We start from the raw sequence: 20,628 nt of genomic DNA on the forward strand, positions 1-20,628 counted from the left end.
ATTCATGCAGAGCTTTTTGTTATTTCTATCCTATAGATCTAAAGGTTTGCAAACAAGAAGATCTTCAATGCTCACGAGATCCTTCTGAGTAGATTCCGGAAGCTGCGTGTCAAAGGTAAGGACCATCATCGCCTCACCACCTGCTGATTTACGCCCGACGTGCATCGTTGCGATATTGATGTTTCGTTCTCCTAAAAATGCTCCTACTTTTCCGATGATTCCTGGAGTGTCACGATGCTCGATGTAAAGAAGAGATCCTTGTGGTACAAAGTCAACCGTATACCCGTTCAACTTGATAATTCGGCCTCCAAAGCCTTTAACAAGTGTTGCCGAAAGTGTAAATGTTGTATTCAGACCTGTGACTTTTACATGGATGATATTCGGATAACCGTGATCATCTGTCCCATGCTTTTCACCGACAACAATTCCTTGTTCCTTGGCGGCCACCATACTGTTTACATCGTTAACAGGGCGGTCTAGTCTCGTTTTTAAAAAGCCACACAAAAAACTGCGTGTAAGGGAAGAAGTATCAGTTTCAGATAAGGATCCACCATATCCGATCGAAATCTCTGAAACGGGTTCTTTAAAGAACTGCGTCGTAAAAGAACCAAGAAGATGTGAGAAATCATAATAAGCAATCAGTTTCTCATACGTATCTTTTGAAAGTGAAGGGAAGTTCACCGCGTGTTTTAATGGTTGGTGTAAGAAATGAGATCGAATCTCATCGCTTGCCATGTAAGCAACATTCTTTTGCGCTTGTACCGTTGATGCAGCAATATGAGGTGTTACGATTACTTTAGGATGATCGACTAAAGAGCGGCTGACGGGTGGTTCTTGTTCAAAGACATCAAGAGCACATCCAGCTAGATGTTCAATATCTAAGTAGTGAAGAAGGGCTTCCTCATCGATGATGCCTCCACGAGCACAGTTTAAGATGAACGCACCTTTTTTAGCGTATTTTAAGTTATCAAGATTTAATAGTTTATGGGTATCTTTTGTAAGCGGGGTATGAACGGTGATAACGTCACTCTGTTGGATTAACGTATCAAGATCAACAGAAGTAACAGATAGTTCTTTTTGTTTTTCTTTCGGAAAATAAGGGTCGAATACAAGTACGTTCATGGAGAAACTCTTCGCGCGCTTTGCAAGCTCTGAGCCAATTCTTCCCATGCCGACTATACCGAGTGTTTTCTGGTAGAGTTCTTGGCCCGTATACTTTTTGCGGTTCCACTCACCTTGTTTGACAGATTGATTTGCTTGTGGAATGTTACGGACTAATGCCATCATCATGGCCCAAGTATGTTCTGCTGTTGAAATGGTGTTTCCTTCAGGTGCATTTACGACGAGCACACCTCTTTTTGTTGCTGCGTTCAGATCGATATTATCTACACCAACACCAGCTCGTGCGATGATCTGAAGCGCTGGCAGTTGATTCAGTACATCTTCAGTAATCTTTGTTGCACTTCTTACCATAATACCTTGAATGTTTTCGGGTTGAGTAAGTTCATCTAGTTTTCCGAAAATCAGCTCAACGCCTTCAAGTTTTACTAACGGTTCAACACCTTCACTCGTTATTCCATCACAGACTAATACGGTTGCTGTCACAGTTCCACCCCTTGTCTATCTTTATGAATAGCATCAATATTTTGATAATTTATCACATTCTGACGATAGGTACAACTATGATTTTTAAGATAGCGGTTTCAAAATATAAGAAAACGAATTGACAATGAGAATCATCCTTAATAAAATAAATAAAAAACCCTCTAATAAAAGAGGGTTCTGGTATGAATAAAACTATTCAAATTTTAATGCATCACCATCGAATGACTCATCAGATACTTTGATGGAGTCTGTAGGACAGCCTTCGAATGCATCTTGCATATCTTCTAACAATACATCTGGAATTTCAACGATTCCTTGGTTATCGTCAAGAGTTACAAACGCAATTCCTTCGTCGTCATAATCGTAAATGTCTGGTGCTGCAGCTCCGCATGCTCCACATGCGATACAAGTTTCTTTGTCAACAATCGTATACTTTGGCATAATGAATACCTCCTAAGGAATTGAAAAAATACCCGCTTACATATTTAACCATTTTAAATTAAGGGTCTACTAATCATATTGTAATAAGTATCCCTCTACATTTCAATAGAAAATTAGGACCTCGTCATATCTTTTATTCCCAATCTTCCTCTTAATATAACACTTTTACTCTTAAATTTCCTTAAATCTGATAAGATAGATTATATGATAAAGTGTGGTGATTTATTATAGATATTTGTCATGTTGTTTTATTAGATATTTTTCAAAAAGTAAACGGAAGTAGAAAAAGCTCGGGCGTCTATTATATGGTTACAGGAAAGAAAACAGCGCAATCCTTGTCTGACAGTCAATGGTTTGGCATTGAACGATATTATGCTGCTTTTAAGGGCATGGCACATGATACTTTTACTGAGTCCATCCATAGCTTGATAAAAGAAAAATATATAAAAACTTTAGAGAATCATGTTTACGTTCTTACTGAAAAAGGTGAAGAGTTACTTAAGTATGAGAATGATAGATTATCCTACTTAAAACATTTAAACGGACTGAAATATGCTTCAATTGAGACTTCATGTTGGCAAGTAATCACGTTATATGTACAAGCTCTTTCTAATTCACTTTACGGTCATTTTAATTATTCACCGGTAGTCAGAGATTACGCTGTGATCCATAAAGTAAAATCTATATTTCCTAAGTCTGAGTCAGAGAGAAAGATTCATGCGGAAAAAGTTTATCGGGAGGTATCTCGAATACTGTTAGAACATGGACCTAAATCAGCTGATCTATTTGTAAAGAAACTATCTGGCTATCATAGAATCGGCAGTACTTTTGAGCAGTTATCACGTGTTGAAGACTTGAGTCAGGAAGAGACAGTCCTACGTTTCCGGGCGGTCTTGCATTCTCTCATACACAAAATTGTTTATGAAAAGGAGAATTTCCCCATGCTTCACTCTTTAATAGGTACCTATACACAGGCTCCCGCGTTAACGAATTCAGCATCGCTAACTTTTAAAATGTTAAGAAGTAATAAATCTATAGAAGAAATCATGAGTGTTCGAAATCTTAAGATGAGTACACTGGAAGATCATCTTGTCGAAATCGCAAGAGAAGTGCCTGACTTTTCAATAATACCTTACATCGATGAACAAGAAGTTTTGAAATTGAAACACTTCTACAGCAAAACAAATGAAACGAAACTTCGTCCATTTAAAGACGCCTTTCCACATCTGTCTTATTTTCAAATCAGGTTAGTACTCGCAAAAGAAGGTGGTAAACATGCAACTGGAAGCGGCGCTTAAAGAATTATACGGATTTTCAACGTTTAGATCTGGACAAAAAGAGATTGTGGAAGACCTGCTTAAAGGGAATGATGTGTTAGGAATGCTGCCGACTGGAACGGGGAAAACACTCATCTACCAGATGACAGCACATCTTCTAAAAGGAAGAGCTCTTATCATTTCTCCGTTGGTTTCATTGATGGAAGATCAAGTAGATCAGTTCAAACAAGCTGGGTTTAAGAGAACCATCGCTCTAAACAGCTTTTTAGACCAGGGTGAGAAACAAAACATCTTAAAGAGGATACAAGATTATCAGTTTGTGTTCGTGAGTCCTGAAATTCTTCAAAATTCTTACATCCGTTCTATCCTACTGTCAGTTAGATGGTCTTTATTTGTTGTGGATGAAGCCCATTGCATCTCACAATGGGGTCATGAGTTTCGTCCCTTTTATCTAGAGCTATCAGATATGAAAAAAGCGATGGGAAATCCGCTTTGTCTCGCATTAACAGCGACTGCAACAAAGAAAGTACAAGATGACATCCTTCATCATCTCGACATGAAAAACGCAGAAGTACATATTCATAGTGTGAACCGTCCGAACATATCTATCTTTGTTGAACACTTTGATGAGCATGATGAAAAAGTGGAACGAGCGATCAAGCTTGTTCAGCAGCTCGAAGGCCCAGGCATCATTTATACGAATACGAGGATGGGGGCAGAAGCTCTCGTTAAACAATTTCAAGATCATGAAATAGAAGGCGTCGCTTTTTATCATGGTGGTATGAACGCGAATGAACGACTTCTTGTTCAAAAACAGTTTCTTGAATCACAACTGAACATTATTGTTTGTACAAATGCGTTTGGAATGGGAATTAATAAATCGGACATCAGATTTGTAATCCATTTTCAAACACCTTCTACGATCGAAGGGTATCTTCAGGAGATCGGGAGAGCGGGTAGAGACTCGAAATCTTCTGTCGCCGTCCTGCTGTATCATCGGGCAGATCTTGAGATACCTTATCATTTTATTGATCAAGAACTGCCTGATCTCATACAAATCGATTATTTGTTTTCTGACCACGAACAAGTAAAAGAACATACGTACAGAGAAAAACTGAAACTTGTTGGATTATCCGAAACAGGTCAACGGTTCATGGAATATCACTTAAAAAAAGCGGGTGTTCTTGATAAAAGAAATCTAGAGGTTCATGAAAAAAATGCGTTGATCTCAAAAATAAAATCTACGATTGAGACTAGAAAAGCTGATAAAATAGAATCATTAAAGGCGATAGAAAAGTGGGCAACGAGTCATGCGTGTAAAAGAAGTGGGCTGCTGAAATATTTTGGAGAACCTGAACCTAAACCTAAACCTGATACACTTTGCTGTGGTTACTGTGGTACAGACCTTTCGCACTTTTATGGAAAACAAGCGTCATTTAACACATCTTATGGATTATGGGAAGAGGAACTAAGACGACTTTTAAGACAGGAAGTGTACTACTAGAGGATGAGGAATTCTGAAAAAAACAACTGGATCGACCAGATTACACCAAGAGAACTTTTGTTAAACGTCTATTTTTCACAAAGTTTGTTTATCGTAGCCGCGTTTGCTCTAGCCTTCTTCTTTAACGTTTCTTTTCCATGGAAGCTGAATGACCTAGATCTGACTGGGTACGAATGGTTGGTTGGAATAAGTACAGGGTTGTTCCTACCTTTTTTATCCATTCAGTTAAAAAAATGGTTGCCTGAAGAATGGTTAGATGATGGTGGAATCAATGAAAAGATATTTGGATCTCTCTCTTACAGGCATATCTTTTTCCTCACGGGAGTAATTGCTTTTGCTGAAGAGTGGTTATTCCGAGGAGTCTTACAATCTTTATTGGGTCTGTTTATAACGAGTATGATCTTCGCTGTCCTGCATGTTCGTTATATAAAAAAACCTGTTCTTTTTAGTATTGTATGTGGTTTAAGTTTTTGGCTGGGTCTGATCTATGAGATGACGGATAACATTTGGGTGCCTTTCATCGCTCATTTCCTGATTGATTTTATTTCAGGATGCTGGATAGCGAAACAAAACAATAGCAACAACAATATTACGAACAGCGAGAGTGGGAGTGTGGATCAGGATGAAGAACGATCAAGCGGAGAGTTTGAGAAATAAAACAGTAGACCATCCGGCGGCTGTACAACATGTTCATTCTTTGCCTTCGAGAACAGAAGTTCACGGGAAAAAGAGAGAAAATGAAAGAAAGCAAAAAAACGCTAAAAAAGTAAAGAGGAATACCACTTTTTTAGTGACACGCATACTCTTAGCTGCTTTTATTCTTTTGATTGGAATTACGGTTACCTATAAATTGTGGGCTAAAGATCTTTATATACCTGTACAAAGCGAAGATCGAAAAGGTGTTGAACAAGTAGAAATCGAAGAATAAAGACCGTCTGGAGAAGATATTCCAAACGGTCTTTATTTTGTTAAGTTTATTTACGATTTTTCGAAACGATCGTTGGTATTTTTTGATCGGTTTCTACAGGAATGGATCTTAAAGTGAGGTTAAGTCGAATAGCTATTTTTAAAAAGCATGAATCTGCTTGTATAGGCATAGTTATGTGTACAGGAGGTTATGCGTATGAATGCACTGAATCACTGGAAGATAAAGCCCTTTGTTAATGAATTGACAAGTATTGTTTTAGCCCAGCTTGTTGATAAAAAAGCTGAAAAAGACAGATGGAAAAAAGCCATCAACCAATGGGGATTATCCATGATTTTTGTTGTACTAGCAACCTTCGTCTACCTTTACTACTATAAGGTGCCAACAGCCTCGAGATTTTCAAATCCACTCACGTTGTTATTCAGTGATGAGATGGTATGGATCTGTACAGGATTTATTATTTTTGCAAGCTTTTATATGATTTGGATGAAAAAGAAATACAAAAAAGCTGATGATGATTTTGAAGCGATTCGAAAAGATTTTATCGATCGTAACGAAGAATGGTGGAGTGATGAGGAACAATGGAACCAGAGGCATGTTGTTTTTGAATTTATGAAACATGAATACAACATTAATATTCTTCACAAATAAAGATTTACTGGCAAGGGCAACCAAAAAATAAACAAGAATTTCGATCGTGGCGCTGACCTTGAATAACGACTGTTAACTCACAAAAATGATCGATTCTACCGAATGCTAGCGTTTCGTGCTTTTCCGTACAATACACTTCAATCGGAAGGCCGAGTCGCATGCTATAAGACAGCTCCGGGTCGGTCACGAGAGATTTATTCTTCAATTTCGTTAATGTCATGATGTTTTTCCTCTCCTCTTATTTTGGTTAATCATGTAAATTAATCATACGTGAAATTTACATTTTTTTCAACAGATCTTTTTAAATATTCAAAAAATTAGCAGCGTATAGGTCTGCATAGTACGCGTAAATAAAAATATGATATGATCATTTAAATTCATATCAGGAGGGCACAATGATCTTTTTATATTTATTCCTCTTAGCAGGTATATCTCTTTTACTCTATATGTATATTGAAGCGCATCGAAATCGTGTCATATATGATTCAATCAAGATTACAGAACTGCCAAAGCCTTTTCAAAACTTTAAGATCTTTTTTATTTCAGATGTTCATAAGCGGGTAGTGTCAGAAAAGATTATTAAAGATTCAGGAAAAGCGGATCTTGTTGTAATCGGCGGAGACCTTGTGGAAAAAGGAGTTTCCATGGAGAAGGTAGAAGATAACATCAAGCGCCTTGCAACCATTGGACCTGTATTCTTTGTATGGGGAAACAATGATTACGATGTGGATACGAAACAGTTGACTTCCACGATTGAAAATGAAGGTGCAACAATCTTAGACAATACGGCATTCTCTATAAAAAGAAATGATGAAGTCATTGATTTAGTTGGAGTAAATGATACCTCGTTAGGATTTGCCTCTCTAGAGGATGCCCTTAAAGAATGTCAATCTACTTGCAGAATATTGATCAGTCATAATCCTGATATATCAAAAGGGCTCAGCAGTGAAGATAACATCCAGCTTGTATTAACGGGGCACACGCATGGGGGACAAATACGTTTTGGACCGCTCGGAATTGCGAAAAGAGGCGGCTGGTACGATGAGATGACACATACACTATTAGTGAGTAACGGCTATGGAGCAACACATCTACCTTTAAGGTTAGGAGCCCCTAGTCAAACACATTTGATAACCTTAACACGGTAAAAAGTTTACATTACAGCGTTTTTTTCGATATACTCTTCTTAACCTATTTATTGGAGGAAGAACGGATGCCTAGTGAAGGGAAATATAACATTAAAGCGGTTTCGAAGATGCTCGGCATTCAAGCAGGAACATTAAGAGCTTGGGAAAGACGCTATTCAATCGTAAAGCCGAACCGAAATGAGGCTGGCCATCGACTATACACCGACGAGCAAGTTTACATATTAAAGTGGCTAGTGAGTAAAGTAAATCAAGGTTTTACGATCAGTCAAGCGGTTGACGTTGCCCAAAATGGGGAACTTTATAAAGAAGTAGCTCCTTTTTCGATCGAAAATACGGATCGGGCTGCTGAAATGGGTAATCTGATATTAGAGGCACTTTTATCCTTTCAGGAGAAGAAAGCTAACGACCTTTTGAGCCAAGCTTTCAGTATGTATAATTTGGAAAAAGTCATTATTGATATTTTGGGTACATTATTAGTACGCGTAGGACACCTTTGGGAAGAACAAAAAATTACTGTTGCGCACGAACATTTTACTTCATCCTTTTTACGTAGTAAGATTGGACAACTTATTCAATGGCTTCCATCTGATCCATATTTACCAAAGGTTATTGCTGCGTGTGGTGTGGATGAAGAGCATGAACTAGGGCTTCTAATGTTTACATTGTTCTTAAGAAGAAAAGGTTTTGAAGTTATATACTTAGGACATGGAATACCAAAAAGAGACTTTGAGGTTGTAATGAAAGAAGTAGAACCAAAGATGGTATTTTTCTCATGTACGATCGCTGAAAATTCCAAGAAAACCTTGGAATGGGCGAACAGCCTGAAAAAGGAGTTTCCGAATACCGCTATTGGTGTCGGAGGTGCAGCGATCAATCATATCTCTTCAGAAACGCAAGAGAAGTACAAATCATTCTTAATCGGAAATACGAAGCTAGAGTGGGACGACTGGATTGCACAGAAGCTGAAGAATCAATAGGTTAGGTTTTAAATTTTGTTGGATGTTTATCACCAACTTTTTGAAAACTCATATATTGATATTAAGACATAATAGCGCCGATCGTAAGGGGGACCAGAGATGCGGGTAGAACGGTTAACCTATAACAAAATAAAAATCTTCCTAACTTTTGATGATTTAAACGAACGTGGTATTTCGAAGGAAGAAATATGGCAGGATATTCCTAAAGTACATCAGCTTTTTCGAGACATGATGACTGAAGCTGATGATGAAGTAGGGTTTAAAGCTGATGGTCCTATTGCGGTTGAAGTTTTTTCACTTCCAGCTCAAGGTATGGTCGTAATTGTAACAAAAGGAATCAACGAGTATGAACTTGAAGAAGAATATGATGAAGATTATATAGAGATGCAAGTCACGTTAGATGAGAACGATGAGATATTCTATGAGTTTTCATCTTTCGAAGACGTTATTTTACTTGCCAAACGCCTACATTCTCTAGAGATCAAAGGTGGCACTCTATATTCCTTTAATAACCATTTCTACTTAAAGTTTGAAGAAGACGAGGTCCAGCCAGTTGACCTTGATCTATTCATAGCTCTTCTTGCTGAGTTCGGAAGCTCCTCAACGATTACAAGTTATCGAGTCATTGAGTATGGAAAAGAGCTAATGAAATCTGATGCAATAAGTGAGCTGTATCGTTATTTTAAGTAAGTGTTAAGAGAGGGGCGCAAATTTTTGCGTCCTTATTTATTTGGAAAAGACTCTTTTCTAAGCGATTATTTAGAGATTGTTTCTTTTAAATGCTTGTCTCCCTTGAAAGTTGATAGTAGTGCAAGGTGGGAGACTCCTGTGGGACAGGCGGGCAGTTTGAGAAATGGAAGTGGGTCGTTCAGCCCCGACAAGCAAAAGGTGAATGAGCAAGGAAGGCGCACTTTGCCTTCTGGATCATTTAGCTTTTGACCTCGAGGGGCTAGCCACTGTAACTAGAAAGGTGAGACACTAAAAAGTGAAGCTTACCAACGTGGCTCACCGCCTGCCCCACGGAAAGCGTGCGCCTGGAACGGCAATCAACTACTCTGGCGGTGCAACACTTTATAAGAAAAAGATTGAACATAAAAGAAAATGTCATGTAGATATCATTGTGAATTTAGAGACAAAACATGTTATGATTATTAATATTTTTTACAACCTGAACCGATATGACGGCAGGGAATATAATATATACATAAACTTTTGGGCTAGGAGTGACCATTAAGATGAAAATAGCAGTATTATATGGCGGTGTTTCTGCAGAAAGAGAAGTATCCTTATCAACAGGAAAACAGATCATCTCTGCGCTTGAAAGCAAAGGTCATGAAGTAACAGGAATTGACTTTCACCCTTCACGACTTAAAGAATTGTTAGAACTTGAAGCTGACGTTGTATTTTTAGGACTTCATGGAAAGTATGGAGAAGATGGAAGGTTACAAGGTCTTTTAGATATGATGGAAATTCCTTACGTAGGTTCAGGTGCTCTAGCATCAGGAATCGCTATGGATAAGGCGAAATCTAAACAGTTCTTTAAAGATGCTGGCATTAATATCGCAAAAGAAAAAGTGCTCTATCGAAAATCATATGATGAAAAGCAGTTAGAACTTTCTTTCGATTTTCCTGCAGTAGTAAAACCGAACAGAGAAGGATCAACAATTGGTCTAACTATCGCACAAAATCATGATGAACTTTTAAAAGGAATCGCTGAAGCCTTTTTGCATGATGATACGATTCTCGTTGAACAATTCGTAAGCGGGAAAGAGGTTACCGTAGCTGTTATGGGGGAACATGACAACTATAAGGCACTTCCTGTTGTCGAGATCGAACCAAAGAATGCTTTTTATGACTATGAGTCTAAGTATGCAGAAGGTGGTAGTATCCATTATGTTCCTGCACGACTAGACGAGAATACAACAGCTAAACTACAAGAACAAGCAGTACGTGCACATGAAGTCTTAGGGTGTGAAGTGTATTCACGTGTTGATTTTATCGTACCTCATGACGGTTCAGAACCTGTTATCTTAGAAGTCAATACGTTACCAGGCATGACGCCGACTAGCCTTTTTCCAGATGCAGCGAAAGAGGTCGGAATGGATTATCCTTCAATGATTGAAAAATTAATCGAGCTATCTTTAAAAAAGTAACATGGAACAATAATATAATCTCCACCTTCCGTTCGGGGTGGAGATTACATAATAGAAAGCAGTGGACATGCCACATAGGTATATTGGCAGAAAATTAGCTATTTTCTCAACAGTCCGTGACTTAAGAAAGCGTTTACTTTTTAGGCGAAAATCACTAATTTTCTCTTCTCTTTGCTTATACAAAGGTGTATACTGACGATGAAGCTTGACTAAACTCTAGAGGTGACGAATATGGGAGGTAAACAAATGACAGCCCAAAATAACACAGACCAAAAATCCGACAATCATCATGAAAATGACAATGTACTCCAATCCACGCAATCCGTAATCGCGGATGCGCTCGATAAATTAGGATACTCTTCCGAAGTTTATGAGTTATTAAAAGAACCGATTCGTATGTTGACCGTTCGAATTCCGGTCAAGATGGATGATGGAAGTACAAAGATTTTTACAGGATATCGTGCCCAGCATAATGATGCTGTTGGTCCAACCAAGGGCGGCGTTCGTTTTCATCCGAATGTATCAGAAACAGAAGTAAAAGCGCTATCAATCTGGATGAGCTTAAAAGCTGGTATTGTTGATTTGCCATACGGTGGAGGTAAAGGCGGAATCATTTGTGATCCGCGTACAATGTCATTTAGAGAACTTGAAAGATTAAGCCGCGGCTATGTAAGAGCGATCAGTCAGTTAGTAGGACCGACGAAAGATATTCCGGCTCCAGACGTATTTACAAACTCACAGATCATGGCTTGGATGATGGATGAATACAGCAGAATCAGAGAGTTTGATTCTCCTGGATTTATTACAGGGAAACCACTTGTACTTGGTGGATCCCATGGCCGTGAAACAGCTACAGCTAAAGGTGTTACAATCTGTATCCGTGAAGCAGCAGTGAAAAAAGGTATCCAGCTTGAAGGTGCTCGTGTAGTCGTACAAGGATTCGGTAACGCGGGAAGCTTCCTTGCTAAATTCATGCATGATGCTGGTGCAAAAGTTATCGCGATCTCGGATGCGTACGGTGGTCTATATGACCCAGAGGGGTTAGATATCGATTATCTGCTTGAACGCCGTGATAGCTTTGGAACTGTTACAAAGCTGTTCAAAGATACGATAACAAATCAGGAACTGTTAGAGCTTGATTGTGATATTTTAGTACCTGCAGCGATTGAGAACCAAATCACCGAAAAGAATGCAAACCAGATCAAAGCTTCGATCGTAGTTGAAGCAGCGAACGGGCCAACGACACTTGAAGCGACAAGAATCTTATCTGAAAGAGGAATTCTTTTAGTGCCAGACGTTTTAGCAAGTGCAGGTGGGGTAACCGTTTCTTACTTTGAATGGGTACAGAACAATCAAGGTTATTACTGGACAGAAGAAGAAGTAGAAGAGAAGCTTGAACGAGTGATGGTAAAATCGTTCGAGACCGTTTATACAACAGCTATGAACAGAAAAGTGAACATGAGACTAGCCGCTTATATGGTTGGTGTTCGTAAGATGGCTGAAGCATCACGTTTCAGAGGCTGGATTTAAATTTTTGCAAACTCATACTAAATCTCCTATCATATGATGATAGGAGATTTTTTTTGGCATGCTAAGTAAGAATAACAGTGTTTTTTGGAGTGATGAAAAAGTGAATATAGACGTTTGTATTATTGGTGGAGGGCCGTGCGGATTGGCTGCAGCTCTTGCACTACAGAACAAAGGAATCTCGTATTGTGTGATTGAAAAAGGAAACGTAGTCAACACCATCTATCAATATCCAACCCATCAAACATTTTTTAGCTCGAGTGAAAAACTTGAGATCGGCAACTTTCCTTTCGTTCACGAACAACGAAAGCCCAAAAGAATTCATGCGCTAACGTACTATCGTGAAGTAGTTAAAAGGAATAACCTTCAAGTTCGAACATTTGAAAAAGCAAAATCTGTGACCAAACAATCTGATGGAACGTTCAAAATTGAAACAACCAATCGTAAAGATGAAACGATGAGTTACGATGCCAAATTTGTCATCATCGCAACAGGGTATTATGATAACCCAAATCAACTGAACATCGAAGGAGAAAACCTTCCACATGTTCATCATTATTTTAAAGAAGGCCATCCTTATTATGATCTTGATGTAGCTGTGATCGGTGGAAAAAATTCTGCCATCGATGCAGCGTTAGAACTACAAAAAGCAGGTGCACGTCCTCACGTCTTCTACAGAGGAAGTCATTACTCACCGAGTATAAAACCATGGGTACTTCCGGAATTTGAAGCATGCGTAAAAGCAGGTAGTATTCAGATGACTTTCGATGCATGCGTAAATAAGATAACCGAAGACGGCATGTATGTGACACAAGGAGATAATGGATCTGAAACGTATCATCCGTTTCATGCTGTGTTTGCCATGATCGGTTATCACCCTGATCATTCATTTCTATCCAAGATGGGTGTAGACATCGATAAAGAAACGGGACGACCATCTTTTTCTGAAGATACGATGGAAACGAACGTTGAAGGACTATTTATCGCAGGAGTCATTGCTGCTGGTAACAATGCAAATGAGATATTTATTGAGAATGGAAGGTTTCACGGGAAAGTAATCGCTGAAACGATAGAGAAAAGAGATAAAAACCGATAACAATTGTATGTTATCGGTTTTTTGTTTGTTAGCTGTTGTGTGCCACGATGGAAAGTATTGTTCAGGTTAAACCTGTCATTTATTGTCGACTCGCTGATATAAGGATGAAACTCGCGGGATTAATGCAAAATCTCGCGGGATTACGCTCAAAATTTCTTGAAATAAATTTGAATAAGTCAGCAATTATTCAGTTTTATACCCTGCTTGGTATCTTCTGATATCCAAAATTAATCTGTTATTGAAGAAATAGTCGTTGCAACTGATCGGGTTCACTCGTATTTTCTAAGGCGATCATAAGTTTTAATCGTGCTTTTTGACCGTTTAGTCCGTTTGAGAAAATGGCGCCAATTTCTTTTAAGTGCTTTCCTCCACCTTCATAAGAGTAAATGTCTTGAGCGATTCCGTTAAAGCATCTTGATACGAGTACGACAGGGATGCCATTAGAAATGAGTTCTTTTAAGGCAGGTACTGTTGCTGGAGGCAAGTTGCCCTGACCTAATGCTTCGATTACAACCCCATCTGCTTTGTTCGTTGCAGCTTGAATCAAATTACCGTCCATGCCTGCATATGCTTTAAGTAAAACGACGTTCTTAGAAAAGTTCTTCACATGAAAGAAGCTGGAACGAATAGGTGTGTGATGGAAAAGAACTCCTCGTTTAGTTACGATACCAATTGGTCCATATTGAGGACTTTGGAATGTTGCGATGTTACTCGTGTGCGTTTTCGTTACATTTTTAGCAGCGTGAATCTCATCGTTAAATACAACAAGAATGCCTTTGCCTAATGATTGTTCTTCGCACGCGACTCTTACAGATGAGATCAGATTGTATGGTCCATCTGAACCGTGCTCGTTACTTGATCGCATTGCTCCTGTAACAATCACGGGGATTGATGTTTGCAGTACAAGATCTAATACATAAGCTGTTTCTTCAAGCGTGTCTGTTCCGTGAGTGATGACAATTCCATCGAACTTTTCGGAATTCGTTTGTGAAGTAATAAATTGCGCTAACTCCAGCATATGGGAAGGAGTAATGTGAGGAGATGGCAGATTCACATAATTTTTCACCGATATTTCTGCTATGTCAGACAGTTCTCTGAGGGTTGCCTCGAGTGGATGAGTCTCTTTCGTATTAACGCCGCCTGTGGATTTGTTTTCTTCCATAGCGATCGTGCCGCCAGTATGGATTAATAATATCTTTTTCAAGATGACCGCCCTCCTTATTCTTGGTGTTCGCTATTCCACTTCTTAAAATATCATGTTACGATATAAAAAAACAGTAGAAAAGAGGCAGGACATGCTAGCTGTAATTTCTGCAGCGGTGGCTCCGGCTATTGCTCTATTATCCTTTTTTTATCTAAAAGATAAATATGAGACCGAACCATTATCATTGGTGGTCAAAGTATATATATTTGGCGTTCTACTCGTCTTTCCAATCATGGTTATTCAGTTTGGAATTACCGAAGAGATGAACGTACCTTCCTTTGTTGAGGCCTTTTTTGTTAGTGGCACACTTGAAGAGTTCTTCAAATGGTTTTTAGTGTTCTATGGGGCATATCTTCATGAAGAGTTCAACGAACCATATGATGGAATCGTTTATGCAACTGCGCTGTCTTTAGGATTTGCGTCTTTAGAAAACATCTTTTACCTCTATACGTTTGGAATTGAAGAAGCATTAGTCCGAGCACTTCTCCCTGTAAGTGGTCATGCTTTGTTTGGAGTGATCATGGGCTTCTATTTAGGCAAAGGGAAATTCTCAACAGGCAGAAAGAAGAAGATCTACCTTACACTCTCACTCTTGTTACCGATTTTGCTACACGGTATGTTTAACTTCTTGTTACTATCCAGCACGAAGTATATTTTCTTCTATATGTTCCCGTTTATGATCTTCTTATGGTGGTTTGCTCTTCGGAAGGTAAGAATTGCTAATACTGCTATAACTCCATATTCAAATCCAGATGCGAAGACCGGAATTTAACCGGTCTTTTTTTATTTCACTATCAGAAAGTATAACTTGTTAGCACAATGTCATTCGACGTGGCAACAAGTTAAGGTAGATAGTATAAGCGCAACTAAGGCAGACCTGAAGAGCTTGGCGTCAGCCAAGTTTTCTTTATTGTGAACCATGAGTCTTTGAAAGCTGAATAAAAAAAAACAGATTACAAATGATATCTGTATAACACGAAAAATGGAGATTAAATTACAGGAGGCTTACTTTCTCATGAAAAGAAATTCAGCTTACATAAAGGGAGCATTTTTTGCAATCGCCCTTTGTTTTGGGCTTTTAGCTGGATTTGGTCAGAACAATGCACAAGCATTTTCAAACCAAGTCGTTCAAGTGGGTGCTACGGGTGAAGATGTGGTTGAACTTCAGTCGAGGCTTCAATATCTAGGATTCTACACGGGGAACATCGATGGCGTTTTTGGATGGAGAACCTATTGGGCATTACGAAACTTCCAATATGAGTTCGGTCTACCGATCGATGGATTAGCAGGTGGAACAACAAAGAACAAGTTAGCAAAAGCTTCTAAGTACGATAAAGCTTGGGTAAATAGACAGATTGATACAGGTAAGAAGTTCTCATATTACGGCGGTGAGAAAAGAAGCGCAAAAAGTGGAGCAGCTAAAGGCGGCACTGCAAAAAGCGGCACTCCAAAAGCTGGAACTGCAAAAGGAGCAGGGAAACCTAAAGCGAAGCCTGCTCAAGTTAAACCAGCAAAGAACATTCCTAATGGTTATTCGCAGAACGATGTGAATCTGATGGCTAATGCTGTATATGGTGAAGCTCGTGGTGAGCCTTATATCGGTCAAGTGGCAGTAGCAGCAGTAATCATCAACCGAGTGAATAGTGCTTCGTTTCCTAACACCGTTTCTGGTGTAATCTTCGAACCAGGAGCATTTACAGCAGTTGCTGATGGTCAGATCTATCTGACGCCAAATGCGCAAGCGAAAAAAGCGGTATTGGATGCATTAAACGGTTGGGATCCAACAGGTGAAGCAGAATACTATTTTAACCCTGATACAGCTACATCAGGCTGGATATGGACTCGTCCTCAAATCAAAAAAATCGGAAAGCACATTTTCTGTAACTAATAAAGGGGTGAACTGATATGATACGCACAATCCTAATTGTACTGTTGTTCGTTGCTGTAGCAGGAACAGGCTATTGGGGCTACAGTGAACATCAAGAAAAGAATGCTGTACTTCTTCAAGCAGAAAACAATTATCAACGTGCTTTTCATGATCTGAACTTCCATATGGATTCACTTCATGACAAGATTGGCGAAACAATCGCTATGAATACACGAAATCAGCTATCTCCAGCTTTAGCACAAGTGTGGAGACTAACATCAGAAGCTCATAATGATGTAGGTCAACTGCCTTTAGCGCTATTACCATTTAATAAGACGGAGGAATTTTTAACAAAGATGGGTGAATTCAGTTATCGAGCAGCAGTACGTGATCTAGATAAGAATCCACTCAGTGATAAAGAATATAATACGTTAAAAGAATTGTATGCAAACTCAACTGAGATTCAAAACGAGTTAAGAAAAACAGAATCGCTCGCTCAGAAGAACAATTTGCGTTGGATGGATGTCGAGATGGCATTAGCAACAAATAAACAGCCAGAAGACAACACGATCATTGATGGATTTAAGACGGTTGATAAGTCTGTGGAAGGGTATTCAGACGTTGACTTTGGAACTGAAGTATCCAACATGGAGAAAATGAAAGACCGTGATCTTAGCCAATTAAAAGGTAAAAAGATTACAAAAGAAGAAGCAAAGAAGATTGCGATCGACTTTTTCCAATTAAAGAAAAACGTCAAGATCACAGTAGAAAGTACAGGTAAAGATGCTAAATATGACGCTTATTCACTAACGTTATATAACCCAGATACAAAGGGTACTACTTACATGGATCTTACGAAAAAAGGTGGATATCCACTGTATGTCTTATATGATCGTAATGTTGGAAAAGCGAAAATCTCACTGAATGAAGCGATGCTTCAAGCTGAGGACTTCTTGAAAAAGCACATGGAAAGTAAAATGGAGATGGTAACGAGTGATCAATACGATAATATCGGAGTGTTCACTTATGCTCGACTCGATAATGGGGTAAGAATTTATCCTGAAACGGTATCTGTTAAAGTAGCGTTAGATAACGGCGACATCATGGGGTATGAAGGCACAGACTTCCTTCTTGCTCACGTCGACAAGAGAACGCCTACGTTTAAGATTTCTGAACAAGAAGCAAGAAAAAATCTTAATCCGAAGTTCCAGGTAAAAGAAACAAGCAAAGCGTTGATTCGAAACGATATTAACGAAGAAGTGTATTGTTACGAATTCCTAGGAATCCTAGGGAATGATACATTCCGCGTCTTCATTAACGCAGAGAACGGAAATGAAGAAGAAGTAAGAAAGCTTAAAGAAGCAGAGCCATCTTACAACGATATTTAAAAGGGAATTATGGTTATCGTGAAAAAAGGTTTGGATTAATTGCTTCATTGACAAGTTGATTGGAACGGAAGGTGCGAGACTCCTGGGGGATCAGCGGGACAGGTGAGTCCCCTAAGGGTGCAGAGCGCCGAGGAGGCTCACCGCACGCCCCCCGGAAAGCGAGCAGCCTGGAGTGGAAATCAACTACTTACTACTATTACAGATTGATCAAATTTTTTTAAAAGCAAAATTTCGTAACTTGAAATTTTGCTTTTTCTTTTATTTTGAAACTGTCATAATAAGGTAGAAAGATAAGTAAGCAATGTATGGGGGAAGTTTGATGATAAAAGTGGGTGAACCGTTATATTTGGAACCGTTGTTTTCCGACAAAAAAGATAAATATCGCTGCAAAGTGTTCGACGTGAAAGACGATCATCTTTATATTGATTATCCCAGTAACGAGAAAACAAATCGCACAGAATACTTTTTTGATGGAACACAGTTTAAAGCTTCTTTTGTAGATAAAGAGAGGAACGTCTATACGTTTCGAACAGAACTTCTAGGTAGAAAGATCGAAAATATACCAGTATTGATGATCACTTCTCCAAAAGAAGAAGAGATACATAAGATTCAGCGAAGAGAATACGTAAGGGTAGAGACGATGATCGACACATCTGTTGTTAACCAAGATGATGCTTATCCACCATTTAACTCTGTTATTCTCGATCTGAGTGCAGGAGGGATGCTTCTATCTCTTCCGGTTGTACATAGCGTCAAGAGCGAGGATCGATTGAACTGTCTAGTCGTTTTTCCTATGCAATCTGGCGAAAAATTATATCTCGATCTAGATTGTACAGTGTTAAGAGTATTTGATGGGGGAGCAGGTGGACGAGAGAAAGCATCCCTGCAATTTGAGAAGATTACACAAAAAGATCGTCAACATATTATCCGATTCTGCTTCGAACAGCAGCTTCTTAAGAAGAAAAAAGAGAGCGTGAGTCTATAGAAGTGTATAGAGTATTTCTTTTTGGGAAAAATACTTCCGAAAAGAAGGTGACGTACTGATGAAACGATTTGAACGAATATTGATCCAGCTTGCCTTAGTTCACTTTATTTTACTAGTTGCCGCACAATTTTTGCTTGAGATTCCTTCCTTTAAATTATATACAAACAAGAGCATCTATTACGAAGGAGTCATCAGAACGACCAACAGCCCACTTTGGAAACCATAGACCGTTAAACATCATGTATGGTAATATACATATAGATTAAGTCTGATAAATTCAGATTTACACACTGAAAAAAGCAGGGGATACTCACCTGCTTTTTATTGCTATGTATGCATAGTCATAGGTATGGGGTAGGAGGAAACATGAAAAAATTATTATCAATTGCCATTGATGGCCCGGCTGGAGCTGGAAAAAGCACGGTAGCCAAGCAAGTAGCTGAACGTCTTTCTTTCATTTACATTGACACGGGTGCCATGTATAGAGCATTAACGTATAAAGCTCTTCTTAAGGGAGCAGATCTTAATGATGGACGAGAACTAGAAATCGTTTTGAACGATACAGATATCAAATTAGTGATCACCGATGGTGGACAAGCTGTTCTTCTTGACGGAAAAGACGTATCCGAAGAGATCAGAACAAGTGAAGTAACGAATAATGTATCTTTTGTTGCAAGACAGCAAGAAGTGCGTACCGAAATGGTAAAAAGGCAGCAGCTCTTAGCTGAGTCTGGCGGAGTGGTCATGGATGGCCGTGATATCGGAACACATGTCATGCCGAACGCAGAGTTGAAAATTTTCTTGATTGCTTCTGTAGAAGAAAGAGCTCGCAGACGTTATGAAGAAAACATAACAAAAGGGTTCGAAGCGGATTTCGAACTTTTAAAAAGTGAGATTGCACTTAGAGATAAACGCGACAGTGAAAGAGAAGTAGCTCCACTAAGAAAAGCAGAAGATGCTATCGAACTGGACACAACAAGTATGACGATCGAAGAGGTAGTTTCAAGCATTCTTCATTATGCAAAAGAAAGGGCTTTGTAAAATGATGCTTTATTCTTTCGGAAAATGGCTTTGTGGAACATATTTCAAAGGAACGTATAAGCCAGAAATCGTTGGAGCAGAAAATATGCCTAAAACAGGTGGCGTACTTCTATGTTCCAATCATATCCACAACTACGATCCACCTCTTGTTGGGGTCGCATCTCCACGAGACGTACATTTTATGGCGAAAGCCGAGCTCTTTTCCGTACCTGTTTTAAAACATATCCTCCCAAAGATTAACGCATTCCCTGTAAAACGTGGGATGAGTGACAAAACGGCACTAAAAACGGGAATGAATCTTTTGAAAGCGGGAAAAGTTGTAGGATTGTTTCCGGAAGGGACCCGCTCAAAAACGGGAGAGATCGGAGAAGGCCTAGCAGGAGCAGGCTTCTTTGCCCTTAAATCTGATGCACATATCGTTCCTTGTGCAATCGTTGGAGAGTACCAAAAAGGAAAAAAACTAAAAGTTGTATTCGGCAAACCAATCGACTTTACACATTTTCGGGAGCAAAAAGCTTCCGCAAAAGAAGCGACAGAGCTTATAATGAAACATATAGCTCAGTTAAAAAAAGAGCATGAATAAACTTACTATTTTTCATCTTTAAAGATTTACTTTTGAGTTGTTTTTTTCAAAGGCATCATTGATAAATTGATTGGAGCGTAAGGTGCGAGACTCCTGCGGGATCAGTGGGACAGGTGAGACTCTTAACAGCGCATAGCGCTAAGAGGCTCACCGCACACCCCGCGGAAAGCGAGCATCCTGTAGCGCAAATCAATTACATTCAAAGGTTTGCATCTTTGCAAAAACAACTCCATGATCGATGTTAATGTTCTTTCAT

At 39.1% G+C, this 20,628-nt stretch carries 23 protein-coding genes; 19 read left to right on the plus strand and 4 right to left on the minus strand.

Annotated elements, in window-relative coordinates; all coding sequences use genetic code 11:
* Nucleotides 1-30: 30 nt before the first annotated feature.
* Both serA and ACFS5O_RS11720 read right to left on the minus strand, forming a co-directional pair.
* Nucleotides 31-1,605 (minus strand): phosphoglycerate dehydrogenase, encoded by a 1,575-nt coding sequence (gene serA / locus ACFS5O_RS11715; RefSeq protein ID WP_205726720.1) that lies wholly within the window; start codon nt 1,603-1,605, stop codon nt 31-33.
* A 192-nt stretch (nt 1,606-1,797) separates the two neighbouring features.
* Nucleotides 1,798-2,046 carry a ferredoxin gene (locus tag ACFS5O_RS11720; RefSeq protein WP_066395765.1) on the minus strand — a complete coding sequence of 83 codons (249 nt, stop codon included), beginning with the start codon at nt 2,044-2,046 and terminating at the stop codon, nt 1,798-1,800.
* 305 nt (nt 2,047-2,351) lie between these two features.
* Between ACFS5O_RS11720 and ACFS5O_RS11725 the strand changes: the two genes are divergently transcribed.
* From ACFS5O_RS11725 to ACFS5O_RS11745, 5 genes are all read left to right on the plus strand, one after another.
* Nucleotides 2,352-3,344, plus strand: coding sequence for a YpbB family protein (locus tag ACFS5O_RS11725; RefSeq protein ID WP_205726719.1), 993 nt, complete (start codon nt 2,352-2,354; stop codon nt 3,342-3,344).
* Nucleotides 3,322-4,827 carry a RecQ family ATP-dependent DNA helicase gene (locus ACFS5O_RS11730; RefSeq protein WP_205726718.1) on the plus strand — a complete coding sequence of 502 codons (1,506 nt, stop codon included), beginning with the start codon at nt 3,322-3,324 and terminating at the stop codon, nt 4,825-4,827. The genes ACFS5O_RS11725 and ACFS5O_RS11730 overlap by 23 nt, the downstream gene beginning before the upstream one ends.
* Nucleotides 4,828-4,830: 3 nt before the next feature.
* On the plus strand, nt 4,831-5,484 hold the full coding sequence (locus ACFS5O_RS11735; protein ID WP_205726717.1) for a CPBP family intramembrane glutamic endopeptidase: 654 nt from the start codon (nt 4,831-4,833) through the stop codon (nt 5,482-5,484).
* Nucleotides 5,450-5,755: a hypothetical protein gene (locus tag ACFS5O_RS11740; RefSeq protein WP_205726716.1), complete on the plus strand. Its 306-nt coding sequence runs from the start codon at nt 5,450-5,452 to the stop codon at nt 5,753-5,755. The genes ACFS5O_RS11735 and ACFS5O_RS11740 overlap by 35 nt, the downstream gene beginning before the upstream one ends.
* Before the next feature lie 195 nt (nt 5,756-5,950).
* Nucleotides 5,951-6,403: a DUF2663 family protein gene (locus ACFS5O_RS11745; RefSeq protein WP_205726715.1), complete on the plus strand. Its 453-nt coding sequence runs from the start codon at nt 5,951-5,953 to the stop codon at nt 6,401-6,403.
* 4 nt (nt 6,404-6,407) lie between these two features.
* On the opposite strand, the gene ACFS5O_RS11750 is transcribed toward ACFS5O_RS11745, so the two are convergent.
* Nucleotides 6,408-6,623, minus strand: a complete 216-nt coding sequence (locus ACFS5O_RS11750) for a hypothetical protein (RefSeq protein WP_205726714.1) — start codon at nt 6,621-6,623, stop codon at nt 6,408-6,410.
* 175 nt (nt 6,624-6,798) lie between these two features.
* Between ACFS5O_RS11750 and ACFS5O_RS11755 the strand changes: the two genes are divergently transcribed.
* The 7 genes from ACFS5O_RS11755 to ACFS5O_RS11785 all read left to right on the plus strand — a co-directional run bounded on the left by ACFS5O_RS11755 (nt 6,799) and on the right by ACFS5O_RS11785 (nt 13,304).
* Nucleotides 6,799-7,551, plus strand: coding sequence for a metallophosphoesterase (locus ACFS5O_RS11755; RefSeq protein WP_205726713.1), 753 nt, complete (start codon nt 6,799-6,801; stop codon nt 7,549-7,551).
* A gap of 65 nt (nt 7,552-7,616) precedes the next feature.
* Nucleotides 7,617-8,528, plus strand: coding sequence for a MerR family transcriptional regulator (locus ACFS5O_RS11760; protein WP_205726712.1), 912 nt, complete (start codon nt 7,617-7,619; stop codon nt 8,526-8,528).
* Between the two features lie 99 nt (nt 8,529-8,627).
* Complete coding sequence (locus ACFS5O_RS11765; protein WP_144699332.1) at nt 8,628-9,218, plus strand: genetic competence negative regulator; 591 nt, start codon at nt 8,628-8,630, stop codon at nt 9,216-9,218.
* A gap of 295 nt (nt 9,219-9,513) precedes the next feature.
* Entirely contained in the window at nt 9,514-9,762 is a 249-nt protein-coding gene (locus ACFS5O_RS11770) for a hypothetical protein (protein ID WP_205726711.1), read from the plus strand.
* Between the two features lies 1 nt (nt 9,763).
* Complete coding sequence (locus tag ACFS5O_RS11775; RefSeq protein WP_205726710.1) at nt 9,764-10,681, plus strand: D-alanine--D-alanine ligase family protein; 918 nt, start codon at nt 9,764-9,766, stop codon at nt 10,679-10,681.
* A gap of 246 nt (nt 10,682-10,927) precedes the next feature.
* Nucleotides 10,928-12,211: a Glu/Leu/Phe/Val family dehydrogenase gene (locus ACFS5O_RS11780; RefSeq protein ID WP_066395738.1), complete on the plus strand. Its 1,284-nt coding sequence runs from the start codon at nt 10,928-10,930 to the stop codon at nt 12,209-12,211.
* Between the two features lie 58 nt (nt 12,212-12,269).
* Entirely contained in the window at nt 12,270-13,304 is a 1,035-nt protein-coding gene (locus ACFS5O_RS11785; protein ID WP_205726709.1) for a YpdA family putative bacillithiol disulfide reductase, read from the plus strand.
* A gap of 235 nt (nt 13,305-13,539) precedes the next feature.
* Here ACFS5O_RS11785 and ACFS5O_RS11790 read toward each other — a convergent pair whose 3' ends face one another.
* Entirely contained in the window at nt 13,540-14,508 is a 969-nt protein-coding gene (locus tag ACFS5O_RS11790; RefSeq protein ID WP_205726708.1) for an asparaginase, read from the minus strand.
* Between the two features lie 91 nt (nt 14,509-14,599).
* On the opposite strand from ACFS5O_RS11790, the gene prsW reads away from it, so the two are divergent.
* From prsW to ACFS5O_RS11825, 7 genes are all read left to right on the plus strand, one after another.
* On the plus strand, nt 14,600-15,280 hold the full coding sequence (prsW, locus tag ACFS5O_RS11795) for a glutamic-type intramembrane protease PrsW (protein WP_205726707.1): 681 nt from the start codon (nt 14,600-14,602) through the stop codon (nt 15,278-15,280).
* Nucleotides 15,281-15,523: 243 nt separating this feature from the next.
* Nucleotides 15,524-16,396 carry a spore cortex-lytic enzyme gene (sleB, locus tag ACFS5O_RS11800; protein WP_205726706.1) on the plus strand — a complete coding sequence of 291 codons (873 nt, stop codon included), beginning with the start codon at nt 15,524-15,526 and terminating at the stop codon, nt 16,394-16,396.
* Between the two features lie 17 nt (nt 16,397-16,413).
* A complete protein-coding gene (ypeB, locus tag ACFS5O_RS11805; protein WP_205726705.1) occupies nt 16,414-17,763 on the plus strand; it encodes a germination protein YpeB in 1,350 nt (449 codons plus the stop codon).
* 319 nt (nt 17,764-18,082) lie between these two features.
* Nucleotides 18,083-18,748 (plus strand): flagellar brake protein, encoded by a 666-nt coding sequence (locus ACFS5O_RS11810; RefSeq protein ID WP_205726704.1) that lies wholly within the window; start codon nt 18,083-18,085, stop codon nt 18,746-18,748.
* Nucleotides 18,749-18,806: 58 nt separating this feature from the next.
* The gene (locus ACFS5O_RS11815; RefSeq protein WP_205726703.1) at nt 18,807-18,974 is read left to right on the plus strand and encodes a DUF5359 family protein; all 168 of its coding nucleotides are present in this window, start codon (nt 18,807-18,809) and stop codon (nt 18,972-18,974) included.
* 140 nt (nt 18,975-19,114) lie between these two features.
* Nucleotides 19,115-19,789 (plus strand): (d)CMP kinase, encoded by a 675-nt coding sequence (gene cmk / locus ACFS5O_RS11820; protein ID WP_153237929.1) that lies wholly within the window; start codon nt 19,115-19,117, stop codon nt 19,787-19,789.
* Nucleotide 19,790: 1 nt separating this feature from the next.
* Nucleotides 19,791-20,372, plus strand: a complete 582-nt coding sequence (locus tag ACFS5O_RS11825; RefSeq protein ID WP_205726702.1) for a lysophospholipid acyltransferase family protein — start codon at nt 19,791-19,793, stop codon at nt 20,370-20,372.
* Nucleotides 20,373-20,628: the final 256 nt, after the last annotated feature.

Source organism: Fictibacillus nanhaiensis (assembly GCF_042686385.1).
GTDB classification, from domain to species: Bacteria; Bacillota; Bacilli; order Bacillales; family Fictibacillaceae; genus Fictibacillus; species Fictibacillus nanhaiensis.